This window comes from Niastella sp. sgz303648 (genome assembly GCF_059587045.1).
Genome location: NZ_JCAPSW010000005.1, coordinates 281547 through 295985, shown reverse-complemented (window position 1 = coordinate 295985; position 14439 = coordinate 281547). Strand labels below are relative to the sequence as shown.

The 14439-nt window shown below is 42.2% G+C and carries 12 protein-coding genes; all 12 read left to right on the top strand.

Features of this window, described 5'->3' with window-relative positions; all coding sequences use genetic code 11:
* Positions 1 to 100: 100 nt before the first annotated feature.
* The 12 genes from AC59IL_RS16820 (at position 101) to AC59IL_RS16765 (ending at position 14255) form a co-directional block, all read left to right on the top strand.
* Positions 101 to 859 (top strand): SDR family oxidoreductase, encoded by a 759-nt coding sequence (locus AC59IL_RS16820; protein WP_496553331.1) that lies wholly within the window; start codon positions 101 to 103, stop codon positions 857 to 859.
* Positions 860 to 1086: 227 nt separating this feature from the next.
* On the top strand, positions 1087 to 1284 hold the full coding sequence (locus tag AC59IL_RS16815; RefSeq protein WP_496553330.1) for a hypothetical protein: 198 nt from the start codon (positions 1087 to 1089) through the stop codon (positions 1282 to 1284).
* Between the two features lie 41 nt (positions 1285 to 1325).
* On the top strand, positions 1326 to 1592 hold the full coding sequence (locus tag AC59IL_RS16810; protein WP_496553329.1) for a hypothetical protein: 267 nt from the start codon (positions 1326 to 1328) through the stop codon (positions 1590 to 1592).
* A gap of 48 nt (positions 1593 to 1640) precedes the next feature.
* On the top strand, positions 1641 to 2249 hold the full coding sequence (locus AC59IL_RS16805) for an SDR family oxidoreductase (protein ID WP_496553328.1): 609 nt from the start codon (positions 1641 to 1643) through the stop codon (positions 2247 to 2249).
* Between the two features lie 92 nt (positions 2250 to 2341).
* Complete coding sequence (locus AC59IL_RS16800; RefSeq protein ID WP_496553327.1) at positions 2342 to 3640, top strand: YncE family protein; 1299 nt, start codon at positions 2342 to 2344, stop codon at positions 3638 to 3640.
* A gap of 6 nt (positions 3641 to 3646) precedes the next feature.
* The gene (locus tag AC59IL_RS16795) at positions 3647 to 5095 is read left to right on the top strand and encodes a PKD domain-containing protein (protein ID WP_496553326.1); all 1449 of its coding nucleotides are present in this window, start codon (positions 3647 to 3649) and stop codon (positions 5093 to 5095) included.
* Positions 5096 to 5104: 9 nt separating this feature from the next.
* Positions 5105 to 6967, top strand: a complete 1863-nt coding sequence (locus AC59IL_RS16790) for a carboxypeptidase regulatory-like domain-containing protein (protein WP_496553325.1) — start codon at positions 5105 to 5107, stop codon at positions 6965 to 6967.
* A gap of 275 nt (positions 6968 to 7242) precedes the next feature.
* On the top strand, positions 7243 to 7995 hold the full coding sequence (locus tag AC59IL_RS16785) for a hypothetical protein (RefSeq protein ID WP_496553324.1): 753 nt from the start codon (positions 7243 to 7245) through the stop codon (positions 7993 to 7995).
* 215 nt (positions 7996 to 8210) lie between these two features.
* Positions 8211 to 9122: an aldo/keto reductase gene (locus tag AC59IL_RS16780; protein ID WP_496553323.1), complete on the top strand. Its 912-nt coding sequence runs from the start codon at positions 8211 to 8213 to the stop codon at positions 9120 to 9122.
* A gap of 25 nt (positions 9123 to 9147) precedes the next feature.
* Positions 9148 to 10722, top strand: coding sequence for an NAD-dependent epimerase/dehydratase family protein (locus tag AC59IL_RS16775; RefSeq protein WP_496553322.1), 1575 nt, complete (start codon positions 9148 to 9150; stop codon positions 10720 to 10722).
* On the top strand, positions 10715 to 12064 hold the full coding sequence (locus tag AC59IL_RS16770; RefSeq protein WP_496553321.1) for a D-arabinono-1,4-lactone oxidase: 1350 nt from the start codon (positions 10715 to 10717) through the stop codon (positions 12062 to 12064). Before AC59IL_RS16775 ends, AC59IL_RS16770 begins: the two co-directional genes overlap by 8 nt.
* 49 nt (positions 12065 to 12113) lie before the next feature.
* Positions 12114 to 14255 (top strand): DNA topoisomerase 3, encoded by a 2142-nt coding sequence (locus AC59IL_RS16765; RefSeq protein ID WP_496553320.1) that lies wholly within the window; start codon positions 12114 to 12116, stop codon positions 14253 to 14255.
* The last annotated feature ends 184 nt before the right edge of the window (positions 14256 to 14439 follow it).

Sequence of the window (14439 nt, the reverse complement as noted above, 5' to 3'; positions counted from 1 at the left end):
TTACCTGTTTTTCCTCACATGATTGACAATCATTTGTTTGGCGAATTGGCATTTTGTTGGCCTCTATAAAGGCAAATCAATAATACTAAAAAGTCAAATTATGAAAATCGTAGTCATCGGAGGCACCGGCCTCATCGGAAGCAAAGTAGTCGCCAATCTTCGTCAGTGGGGTCACCAGGTGATCGCCGCTTCTCCTGCCACCGGCATCAATACTATTACCGGAGAAGGCTTAGCTGAAGCCATGAACAACACGGATGTTGTTATTGACCTGGCCAACTCACCATCTTTTGAAGACAAGGCCGTTTTGGAATTTTTTCAAACAGCGGGCCGCAATTTACTGGCGGCAGAGATCAATGCCGGCGTAAAGCACCACCTGGCACTTTCTATTGTAGGTGTTGACCTTATGCAGAACGTAGGTTATATGCGTGCCAAACTGGCTCAGGAAGACTTGATCAAACGATCCGGCGTTCCTTATACCATCATTCGAAGCACACAGTTCCTCGATTTCCTGCCTGGCATCGCGAACCAGGCTACTGACGGAAATCTGGTGCATATTTCAGCTGTTCAATTTCAACCCATAGCTTCTGATAACGTAGCAGCCTTCGTATCCGAGGCGGCGTTGGGAGCCCCTGTCAATGGTATTATGGAGATAGCAGGCCCTGAGCGTTTAACCATGCCTGAGTTCGTCACCCGGTATCTGAAAGACACGAACGATCCCCGCAAGGTAGTACCCAATAGCCAATCCCAATATTATGGCGGCGAAATTCCCAATAACGCGTTAGTACCGTTGGAAGGACGTGCAAAGCTGGGGGCTATCAGTTATGAAAAATGGCTGCGTAGCCAGGCCCAAAAAGCTTAAAATTTTTATTGGTCTGCCGGCTGTTGAAACGAAGACGACGGGTGACAGCTTGCCGGGGCGGTTGTAACGGGAATGCACTTTCCACCTGTTCGTGCATCAGGATATCCCTACGCCGGCGTATTATCCTTACGAAAACCGGTCAACAACACGGCAAGTCAGCAGGCAGCAGACCAATCTTTCACTTCGCTTGTCATAAAAACAATTAATCAATAATCAATTCAAAGATCATGAACCTTTTATTCTTACATCCCGCTGATAATAATCTGAAAGATCCATCAGATAAATACCCGGTTGTTCATAATGAGCCACCTCACAACACAAATGAAGGCAGTGAATTTCTTGATGATGCTATCCGTATAGAAGACCTGCCACTAATATATACCGAAGAAAGTGTTGCTGCGGGAAGTCCCCGGAACTTATTGTAGCTGTGTGTTCAAACTAATCGATAGCATAAAAATTAAATGATATGAAAAATCATGAATCAGTTGACGGTGCTTTGTCAGACCTCAGGAAAAAAGGCTACGAAGAAGATTTTGCAACAGCATCGTTTTGCCTTTATTGCAGCGATCTTGACATGAGACTCGATCCGGAAGACTTTCATGTTGATGAGATCGACCGGGTTGATGGGAGTTCGAATCCTGGTGATAGCGCTACACTCTATGCCATTTCTTCATCTGCCGGAGTAAAGGGTACGTTAGTAGTAGAGACGGATGGGAAGACATTGAAAGAGTAAACTATTTTTAAATACCGGTCTTAACATAAGGCTCCCAAAAATTAAATTATGAAAATTGTAGTGATCGGCGGTAACGGGCTCATTGGTTCAAAGCTCGTAAACCAGCTTCGCCGGCTTAATCATGAAGTAATAGCCGCATCACCGGCTTCAGGTATAAATACGCTTACTGGTGAGGGATTGCCTGAAGCGCTTACAAATGCACAGGCAGTGGTTGACGTTTCAAGCTCACCCTCATTTGATGGCCAGGCAGAATTGAACTTTTTCGAAACTTCAACACACAATCTGCTTCGTGCTGAAGTGATCGCAGGCGTGAAACATCACATAGCATTATCAGTTGTTGGTACTGAGCGCCTGCAGCGAAGCGAATATTTCTGCGCAAAACAGGAACAGGAAAAGCTGATTAAAAAATCGGGTATACCCTATACCATTTTGCGTTCTGCAAGGTTCTTCGAATTTGCCGGAAATATTGCCCGATCAGGCACGGATGACCAGGAAGTTCGCATTTCACCGTCAGCAATTCAACCAATTGCTGACGGTGAAGTAGTAGATGCATTGACAGAAATTGTTACCGGGTCGCCGTTAAACGCCATAGTTGAAGTGACAGGGCCTGTACGTGGCCACACACTTATCGCCCAAAACTGCACGCTTATGCGCTAAAACGACACACTTATTAACCGACTTTTCATTGACAGCGGGAGGGAATATCTTTGCATATTAGACAAAAAATCCCTTTTCTACATTCCGTTATCATGAAAAGATTAACCTTATGCCTGCTCATTGGCATTGCTTATTTATCGTGTAAGAAGGAAGATGAAATTATTGTGAATCCTTCCCCAAATGAGCCCCTGACCATAAAGATCGACCAGGTGATTAATGATTCCACTATTGTTTTAACCTGGGATAAATACAAGGGTTCTCATTTTAAGCAATACCAGATCATTCGAATTGCAACCTATCTGAAGGATGATAAGTTTGGGATGAATTCTGAAACGGTTTATTCCGGTTCTGATATTAATCAAACCCGGTTTACAGAAAATAATATGCCTTTAGCCAGAGACATCTATTATTTGCTGTATATAGAAAAAGATACCGTACAAACAGGAAGCATTCCTTCTCCTTCTGTTACTTACAGGAGGCCCAATAGTCTGTTGTATTGCATTCCCACCGATGTATTGATCAGCAAACCGCAGAAGAAATTATACATTACCGAACAGCAAAAAATAAATATAGTTGATTATACGAATGGGAGGCCGGTAAATTCAAAAGAATTCCCTGCAGGCATTGGCTTTTGCAGCCTCGGCACTTATAATGGAAGCAATGAATTGTACGTGCCGCTTAACGATGGCTGGGTACAAATACTGGATGCCGCTACGCTGCAATTGAAAGATAGGATTTATGTGGCAGGATATGGTGTTGGTTCTGTAGTGGCATCGAATGGAAAATTATATGTTTCTTCTTCTGACCTTTCCTTCGGCGGTTATTCAAACTGTATAAAAGTATATGATCGCGCTACAAAAATGCTGATTGCCCGAACGGGTTATTGGGATCAGACCAGACTGGTGGCTCTCGATGGGTCCTCTTTTGAAATGATCGATCTCACCATAAACTTAAGTCCTGTTGATCTTTCTTATTATCAATTTACGCCCGATGGCACACTGCTGACTCAAAAAGAGGATAGCTATCATGGAGACTATAATATGAACGCTAATATTGTTCGATCTTTTCCTGACGGCAACAGGTTTATCACCTCTGCTTCAGGGACCGTGTTTAATAAATCGCTTGTGTTTGACCGCTATTTAAAACTGAATGGCACGTATACCGATTTCGCTTTTAATACCGATGGGTCTGTTGTTTATGCCGCAAACGGACCGCAAAAGAAAATAGATATCATTACTTATCCTGCCACTACTAATACGGGCAGCTACTCCACAAGATTTTATCCTTATAAGCTGTTCCGAGATGAGAATACGCTTATCTCGGTAAGCATGACTGATAACTATACGTATCAGCAGAATACTTATATCCTGATAGAAAACATTAAACTTTAACCGCCCATGAAAAATACATTCCCGGTTCAAAAGCTCATTTGCCTGGCGCTTTTTGCGCTCACTATGGCCTGCAAAAAAACAAATACCATCACCGTACAGCAACCCACCGCCTGTTTTACCGTGCAGGTAAAAGTGCCTGTTTGGAATTATTTGCAAACAGGTGATGCTACCTATATTGATTCTAATTTTTACTTCCGTAATTGTTCCGACTCCACTGAAAACATAACTTATCAATGGAGTTTTGGCGATGGCACCACTTCTACCGATAAAAACCCGGTACATAGTTATACCCGGCGTGGAAAATATACTGTTACCCTCGAAGTTCGAAACAATAATGTTGCACCAGATACTATTCAGAAAACCGTATCAGTGATCTCAGGACAACAGAACATTGGATTTGGAGAAGGCAGTAATGCCTATCCGGTTGCCATTGAGGAAACAGCTTCCGGAGATTTTTTATTGCTGGGCTCAACCGATTACAGTTCAGGTTATTTTCTGATGCAGCTGGATAGCTTATTGAAACAAAAAAGCCTGAAAACGTTGCCTGCCAGCTATCGCCTTACCAGCATGAAGCCTACCACCGACGGTAACTACATTTTTACAGGCACTACCAGCGGGTTCACGAGAGATAATGAACTGATCAAATTGAAAGCCGATGGCTCTTTCATCTGGAACAGGATATCTTCGGCTGACGATACCTATACGAATGTTTCGCTAACACCCGATGGCGGCTATTTAGTAGTAGGCTCAACCCCCATAAAGGATACTTACGGTAATACTACCAATTATACCAAAGTGAAGAAATTTAACGGCGATGGCAATATGCAATGGGAAAGGTCGCTATACGCCGAAGGCATGATGCAAAGCAAAGATGTGGTTCCGGAGCAGGATGGCGTGGTGGTGGCTGGTTTAAAAAAGGGTACTTCCTGTTTGGACTGTGATTCGGTAATGATAGCCAAACTGAATAATGCCGGTGACCTGGTTTGGAAAAATACTGTTTTCGGCGGTTTGAATACCAGCCTCAGCAATATGCGCATCATCAAACACACCAATGGTAATTATGTTGTGGCCACCGAAAACGCCAGGGGCATTTTTATTTTTTCAACAGCAGGCGATTTCCTCGATCGCAAACTGGCTAAGAATGGAATTACAGCTATTGCCAATACAGAAGGCGGAAATCTGGTTGTTTTACAAATGGAGTGGGGGAATGGATTTCGTGCAGCTGTAAGCAAAATGAGCATGGATGGCGCCCAGCTATGGTATACAACGCCGGATGGAACCCAAAAAACTCAAAACGGCTATTTGTGTTGCGTCGACAGCTGGCCCATCACCATACAACCATTACGTAATGGTGGCACACTCGCTATTGCGCGCAGGGTAAATCAAACGGCCAATTATTCGTTCTATTATGTTATGACATTATTGCCACTGGATGATGCCGGCAGGCCAAAATAAACTTTTCCCATGAAAACGAACAACCGCTCCTTTCTTCTTATTTGCATGTCTTTGATAACATTGCTGGCTGTTTATTGTAATAAGAAAGATGAAAACACGCCTGTACCCGAACCCGAACAACATAAGCCGGGTATTGTGCAGGGTAAGGTGCTCGATGAATACAACAAGGTGCTTACAAATGTACAGTTGACCATCCAGGGCAATGGAATAATCAAGAATAAAATAACAAACACCGGCCAGTATAAATTTGATTCGTTACAACCAGGCCCTTATAATATATCAGTTAAAAGAAATGGTTATATCGAATTAACAGAAGCCATCACCATCACATCAGGCGATACCCTTATTAAAGACTTTTCATTAAAGGCCGGAACTGCATATTTTAATTTGTTAACTGATAGCGTGATCACTGTTGGTGCTTATGCTTCTACCTTTAAAATTAAAGTGGCCAGCAATACCAGTTGGGTGGTGAATAGCATGAACGATTGGCTGGTACCCGATAAAACGGGCAGCAGTGGTGATGATTCAATAATCGTACGGGTGTCTGCATCGTTACTGGATACAATGCGCCAGGGCAAACTGACATTGCAGAGCGGTAACATCGTGCAAAATATTCTGGTAAAGCAACTGGCCGATGTAAAATTAAAGGATGTAACAGCTATCCCGGGCAATAATGCAAAAAGTATAAGTGACTCCGTGGCATTGATGTTCAATCAACCAGTAAACATTGTTTCTCTTATTCCGGGTTACATGGGTTGTCAGTCTGATATAAGGTATTCATATGCTGGCAATAAAGTGACCTTCAGCTATGCCTGCGCCGCCATTGGAGGTGAATATCCTTTTACGATCACCACCGTAAATAGTATAGGTGATCAGTATACCTTTACATTCAAAGTGGCCTTTTATTCAAAGGCTGTTGATATTACCGGGGCCATCAGGGATTATTTCGTGAATGATGCAGATAATTCCTACTGGGTGCTTACCGATCATCCCAACGCGTTGTACAAGATCGATATGGGCAGTATGGATATATTACACAGGTACGATCTTGCAGATGAAGTGGGCATGTTTACCATCAATCCCTATAATAACAAAATCTATTTTTCATACAGGCGGGTACCTAAGTTGTATATCATGAACCAGAACGGAACTACCGAACAGGTCATAGATATGGTGCGTGACCCTGGTCGTGCAACGGAATACAATGGGCCTTATCTCTATCCTGCAAAACTCACTTTTACAAAAAGCGGAAAAGGAATGATATGGCTGGCCAGCGTGGATAGTTATGGCGTTGCCTACTACTGGTTCATAGATGCCGCCGATAACCACCGCATATGGTTTGAAGCCTTGCCGGGTGATTATACTTTCTATGATAGGGCCCGAACGAATTATGATCAGTCAAAACTGATTTTGACGTATATGGCCGGTAATCCTGTCATTGGCACCTTCGACCCGCAACAAATGACATTTGGCAGCTACAGGACTACTACTGCCTCCGGTGGCGAAGGTGTAAGTGTTATTCCCAGCAGGAAGAATGGTTATGTATATTCGAATGAGCTATACAAACAGCAGATCGTGGATCCTGTGACAGCGTTTGAATCTTCTATATCGAGGAAGAGCCTGTCGACTTTTGCCAGTGTGGATTTCTGTTATAAACCAGGAAGAGAAAAGAGTGTTTATTTTACGCTGGATGGTAAAATTGAACTGATTGATTATAGTGCAGCTGCAACATCGCCGGTAGCCTATGATGCCTTGTATTACATGCAGGGGCTTACGGCTACATTAGATGGTATGCATGTGATCATGAACCGGCACGACGGGAATTACAATTCAAAAGTATTTCAGGTTCCCGCGGAATGGTTTGATTATTGAGTATTTTGTTTGAGCATTTTTCCAATTCAGATATGGAAAAAGGGGAGTGGACGCCCGCCACGTATATAATACAATCTTATTGGCGCGAATAACCCAATACAGTATTTTATTGGTACATATTTAATATTTCCCCTAACTTTACACCGTACCATCTCCGTACTATCACCGTACCATCACCGTTAAATTAACGAACTTCATACCGGATTCCAACAGATATTGCATGCACATAAGGCTTATTTGGTACCCATCATTATCAAACCATTTAATCTTTATGTATGGGCAGATTAAAACATTCAGCAGTTTCAGGCAAAGTGGCCAATCTTATTTATTATGAATTCCGGGGTAAACCCTGCTGCAGGAGTGTACCCGGTACCGTTCGGCAAACGGCCGGAATGAAAAAAAGCGCTTCCCGATTCGGGCTGGCATCGCGGGCTTCCCGCTATTTGCGCAAATATCTAATTCCCGTTTTACCAGATGCAAAAGACAAAGTCATGTTGTATGGTTTTAACAATGCAATACTGAAATGGCTGCAGGAGGTACAACCCAATGAATATACCTTTTCAACCAATAATTTTTTTATAGACAATTTCCAGTTCAATCAGGAGGCATTGCTACCGATACTGGTTAAAAAGCCTGTTCATGCCAGTTTTTCAGATGCAGGCGATATCTCCATTAAGATTCCGGCATTAAAACCCGGGAAAGATATGCTGGCGCCCGCAGGCACTGTGAAAATTCACTTCCAGGTACAGGTAGCCGCCTGCAGGCTGGATTTTGAAGACCGTTGGTGTTACCAGGTAGAACGCCGGTCGGAAGATAAACGTTCAGCCGGCATAGTATTGGATTATGGAGTTCAACCTTTGCCGTCGCAAAGCCTGTCATTGCATATAACACAGGAGAAAAGCGCCCTTACGGTTGTTGTATTACGTATACTATATGAAGTAAAAAAGAATGGTAAACTTCAAATGGTTTCCGACAAGCGCTGGATGCCGGCAGGCATTGTGGGTTCGTGTTTTGGAGGTCATACATGAAGTAAAAGAGCGGAGATTTAATTCCAAAATCTGTCCCATTTATGTACAACCGATGCTTATCTCCGTTTCCTGTAATATCCCCTGAAATTTTAAAAATCCAATTATTTCGATAGTGCCTGTTTTCTAATCTGCGTATTATTGCTTCAGACCCGACCGACTTTTACAAGTTAGCATCTCACGTATTGTTATTTCATAATTTATAAACGGTATACTGATTGCTGTTAAGCGCTGATAAAACGCCGGTTTTTCCTATTGCCCTCGGCGGAGCTGGTATTGGTTCCTGTAACGAAGCTGTTTTTTTTCAGGGACCCGTATCTGAAAAGCAGGCGATTGAAACAGTTTTGTTTGCATTGGAAAATGGGATCAACCTTATAGATACTTCTCCATTTTATGGCAATAGTGAGCAAAAAATCGGTGTTGCTTTGAAAGAATACGGAAAGCGTTCATCCTTTATTCTTTCTACAAAAGCAGGCACGCATCCTATATATAAAGGATATTCAGGCAACAACATACAACAGAGTATTGATAATAGTTTAAAAACATTGCAAACAGATTACCTCGATGTTGTTCATATACATGATCCCTCCGATGCTGATTTTAAAAGTATGATGAAAAACGGCGGGATGGATATGTTGCTCCGGTTAAAAGAGGAAAAAGTAGTACTTAACATTGGCCTGGGCGTTAGGAGTCATGATCTGCATCGTCAGTTTATTGCTTCCGGTTACGCCGACGTTATTTTGCCATACCTCGATTATAATGTTTTATGTACAAAAGCAGATGCCTTATTGAAAGCAGCTCATGAAAAACAGATTGCCGTTATGCTGGGCTCAGCCTTATGCATGGGATTGCTTTCGGGTAAAAATCCGGCGCATACCAATATCCGGCACTATGCCATAGAAAAAGATGTTTCAGTTGAAAATGCAATGCAGATGTATCATTGGTGCAATAAAAACGAAGTCGGTTTAATGGCTCTTAATTATAAATTTATTCTTGATCATCTGGCTGTTAATACAATAGTGATTGGCGCCTCCTCCAAAGAAGAAGTAAGAGAAAGTTTACATGCCCACAAGGAAAATATTAACCCTGCGATCATGAACTCCTTCCTTCAGCTATTCGGTCTTTCATAAATCCGTTAAAAAACAAATTATTCTTATGAAAAAGAAGCTGCTAAATTATCAGGATGAACGCATTTTGAAATCGTCTAATGGATTGATTCCTGCAGATGTTTACCGTATGATCCTTGATAATGTTCCTTTGATTTGTGTTGACCTTGTGATTGTGAAGGACAACAAAGTTTTTCTTATCAAACGTAAAAATAAACCCTGTGAAGGTGTTTATTGGATACAGGGTGGCAGAATGATGAAGAATGAAGGGGTAGAACAATGTGGAATAAGAAAGGCCGCTTTGGAGTTGAATATTCCGGAACACAAAATTAAAATAACGAAGTTTCTGGGTACATTCTCTACAGAGTTCAACGATTCGGAACAGGGAGCTGCTTCTCATACGGTAAATATTACCTTTCAGGCAGAAATTGAAGATATTCCTTTAGGTTTTGACAAGGACCATTCAGATGGAAGGTGGTTTGATATTAATGGATCAATTCCGCCTGAATTAAAAAATCAGTATAAGCATCATCCATATATTGCTGAAGTATTAAAACTGGTTGAACCTAAACGCATCCTTACAAGTGATAAAATTAAAGTATTGATAACAGGGGCGAGTGGGTTTGTAGGTTCTCATTTGGGAAAACGGCTGAAGCGAGAAGGGTATTATGTAGTAGGCGCAGATTGGGAGGAGCCTGAATTTATGGAGCCGGATGAATTTTGCCATGAATTTCTTCAAACCGACCTGAGGTTTATGAAAAATTGTATGCAGGCCTGCCAGGGAATCGATTGGGTTTTCAATCTTGCTGCCGATATGGGAGGCATGGGATTTATACAAAGCAATCACAGCCGCATCGGATACAATAATACAATGATAAGTTTAAATGTGCTGGAAGCCGCAAGGCATCAGGGGGTGAGACGTTATTTTTATTCTTCAAGCGCCTGCGTTTATCCGTTAAATGCGCAGAATGATGCAGAGAATACCGTTGGGCTGAAAGAAGATTCAGCCTGGCCGGCTTACCCACAGGATATTTACGGACTTGAAAAATTATACGCTGAAGAAATCGCTATAAAATATTCAGAGGAATTTCCTCAGATGCAGGTACGTATCGCAAGATTTCATGGTATTTACGGTGAATACGGTACCTGGAAAGGTGGAAGAGAAAAAGTACCTGCTGCTTTTTGTCGTAAAGCGGCTACTTCAGAATTTGCTTTCGAAATATGGGGTGATGGTGAACAGAAACGTTCATTCTGTTATATCGACGATTGTGTGGAAGGCGTAATCCGGATTATGAAATCTGATTATGATAAGCCGCTCAATATTGGTTCGGATGAGATGATTTCAATGAACGATTTTGCCGGATTGGTGATGAACATTGCCGGCAGGGATTTGCCATTGAAACACCGCGAAGGTCCGGAAGGCGTACGTGGAAGAAATTCTGATAATACCCTCATTGAAAAAGTTCTTGGATGGAAACCATCTATCCCTTTGGCAGTGGGAATAGAAAAAACATATAGGTGGATCGAAAAACAGGTGGAGGAAGAAAAACAAACCGGTATCAATATATCAGCATACAGCGAATCAAAGGTGGTACTTACCGAAGCATCAGATATTAATGATTGAAAAAAAGAATTTTAACTGGACCAATTGGGCCGGAAATCATTCCTGCCTTGCTGAAAATTATTTTGAACCTGAAACGGAATCACAAATAAGAGAAGTGGTTCATTTTGCCCGAAAACACCGGAAAAAGATTCGTGTGGTTGGTTCGGGACATTCTTTTTCGCCCATTGCTATTAGTAATGAAATTTTAGTTTCTCTGAAAAACTACCGGAGATTAATTTCAGTGGGCAAAAATTCCATTCGCTGCGAAGGTGGAATGTATCTGCATGAACTATATTCAATTCTAAAACAAAACAAACTGTCGCTTGCCAATTTTGGAGTCATAAATAAACAAACAGTTGCCGGTGCATTGGCCACCGGCACACATGGAAGTGGTTTGAAACACAGGAGCCTTTCGGCAGCCATTGAGCATTTACGCATAATAAAAGCATCGGGAGAAGTATTGGAAATAAACCAAAATGCTGTATTGAGGATCGGTGATAAAGAATTTAATCTATGGGATGCCGCTTCCATTTCACTGGGCATGTTTGGGATCGTTGCAGAAGTGACATTCAGATGCGAACCCTTATTTTACCTGAAATCAGAGGAATCGATTATTGAGTTTGATGAGTTTATTGAATGCATGGATGACTTTGCAAGGCACTATGAATACTTTAAGGCCTGGTGGTTTCCGCATACCAATAAAGTTTATTTGTTTAAAGCCGTACGCGTAGGAGAGGATATTTATAAAGAAAAAGACAGGCACCAAAAGTTCACTATTGAGCAAAAAATGTGTGATCGTGAGATCGATGAAGTAACGGCGCCCCTGTTTATAAAAAGCAATGAGGATCCTTCTTTGATTCCCATAATCAACAAGTATTGTCTCGATTATTTTTTTACTCCACGTACAAAAATTGGAAATAGTTTCGAAATATTGGTGCATGATGAAACAGTGCCAATGGTTGTTTCAGAATATGGATTGCCTGTTTCTGATAACAATCATAAAAAAGCATTAAAAGAATTCAGGGATTCGCTGGAGCATTCCGGGAAAAAAATCCACTTCCCGGTAGATCTTCGTTATACCGCCGCTGAAAGTTCATGGCTCAGCCCGTCATATAACCGCGATACCTTTTATATTGGAATGTGTGTACGTGAGTATCGTAAGAAAGAAATTCATCCGTCGATGCAATTGTTTTTCGATGTGATGAGAAAATATAATGCCTGCCCTAATTGGGGGAAACTGTCGGATCTGTCAAAAACAGAATTAGAAAAAAAATATCTGCGCATGCATGATTTCCGGGAATTGCGGACCCGCATTGATCCGGAGGGTGTTTTCCTGAACGAATTTCTGAAAGATGTTTTTTAAAAGGTAAGACCTCCCGAAAAAACACGACATTTGCGTTTTTTCAACGACTATGAAGGTTTGCATTGCTGAAAAGCCCAGCGTGGCCAGAGACATTGCAGCCGTTATCGGCGCTAAAGAACGTAAGGAAGGATATCTCGAAGGCAACGGGTACCAGGTTACCTGGACCTTCGGGCATTTCTGTACCCTGAAGGAACCTCATGATTATACTGAACAATGGAAATTCTGGCGGCTCGATGATCTTCCTATGATCCCTGCCAGCTTTGGTATCAAACTGATAGATAACAGCGGCGTACTAAAACAATTCAAAGTCATAGAACAACTGGTGCACCAATGCGAGGAAGTGATCAACTGCGGGGATGCGGGCCAGGAAGGAGAATTGATTCAGCGATGGGTATTGCTGAAAGCGCAATGCGCTGCCCCTGTTAAAAGGTTATGGATCTCCTCCCTTACAGAAGATGCCATTCGCGAAGGTTTCCAAAAGCTTAAAAATGCCGATCAGTACGACAACCTCTATGCGGCTGGCAGTGCCCGGGCTATCGGCGACTGGCTGCTGGGTATGAACGCCACCCGGTTATTCACTAAAAAATTTGCACAGGGCAAAACTGTGCTCTCTATCGGAAGGGTGCAAACCCCAACGCTGGCCATGATCGTAGCCCGGCAAAAAGAGATCAATGCATTTGTGAGTGAAGAATATTGGGAATTAAAAACAGTATACCGCGAAACGGAATTCACAGCAACCATCGACCGTATCAAAGTGCTTGACAGGGCGCAGAAAGGCCTGGCCTATCTGAAGGAACATCCTTTTGAGATCACTTCTTTTGAGAAAAAAGAAGGGAAGGAGGGCAATCCCCGTTTGTTCGACCTTACTGCATTACAGGTAGAAGCCAATAAGAAATATGCTTATTCGGCCGATGACACGCTGAAATATATTCAGAACCTGTATGAGAAAAAAATGGTCACTTACCCAAGGGTAGATACCACCTATCTTTCGGAAGATCTGCATCCCAAAATTGCAGGAATCATGCAGAACCTTACGCCTTACGCCGCGTTAACAGCACCAATTCTTGCCAATCCTATTCCTAAATTGAAGTCGGTTTTCGATGATAAAAAAGTTACAGATCACCATGCTATTATTCCTACAGGTGTTTTTCCTTCGAACCTGCCTCCCGAAGAGAAACGTATTTATGATCTGGTAGCGAGGCGTTTCATTGCGGCTTTTTACCCTGAGTGTAAGATCGCCAATACGACCGTTTTGGGTAAAGTAGGACAGGTGCCTTTTAAAGTGACCGGTAAACAGATCCTGGAGCCGGGCTGGAAGGAAGTATATGCCAATGATGTTACTGTTAAAAAAGAGGATGAGAAGGATGATGAAGAAAAGATACTGCCGGTTTTTGTGGTAGGAGAGAGCGGTCCTCATACACCCCGGATACATCATGGAAAAACGTCGCCTCCCAAACCTTTCACTGAAGCCTCTTTGTTACGTGCGATGGAAACAGCGGGTAAACAGGTTGAAGATGAGGAAATGCGTGAGCTGCTGAAAGATAACGGTATTGGCCGTCCTTCAACCCGCGCTAATATTATCGAAACCCTGTTTCGCCGCAAGTATATTGAGAAACGTAAGAAAAATATTTATGCTACTCAAACCGGCATAGATCTGATAGATACTATTCAAACGGAATTGCTGAAAAGCCCGGAGCTAACAGGTATCTGGGAACGTAAATTACGCCAGATAGAAAAGGGTGAATATGCTATAGAAACTTTCAAGCAGGAACTGATCCAGATGGTCATAGACCTTACTGTAGAGGTAAAAACGGCTAATTATAAAATTATTACCGTGGCGCCTGACCAGCCGGCAAAAAAAGAAAAAGAGAAGGATTCAACACCTAAAAAAGAAGCAAAGCCCAAAGAACCCAAAAAGGCACTGGTGATTGAGGAACAGCAATGTCCCAAATGCAAATCGCATCTGTTGAAGAAAGGCAATACTGCTTATGGATGCGCCAACTTCAGGATCTGCGGCTTCAAGGTGCCTTTTGAAATATTTGGTAAGAAGCTTACCGACAAGCAGATCGCCGACCTGTTAACAAAAGGAAAAACCGGTAAGATCAAAGGATGGAAGCTTACCGCCGCCGACAATGAAACCGAAGGTAAGCTGAAATTGAATACTGCTTTTGAGCTGGAAATTGAGCAATGATTTCGTGTACATATGGCCTTTGGTTTCAATATTGAATGTTTTCGAAAAAGCAGAATAAGCATTTCAGTAAGCTATTTTACCAATTGACGCATTTTGTTTTATAAAATCAACAGAAATAATAACTTGTATGGGAAATGATTTCTGATTTTGAGATTTAGAGATTTCCTGATTTCTTTCGCATTAT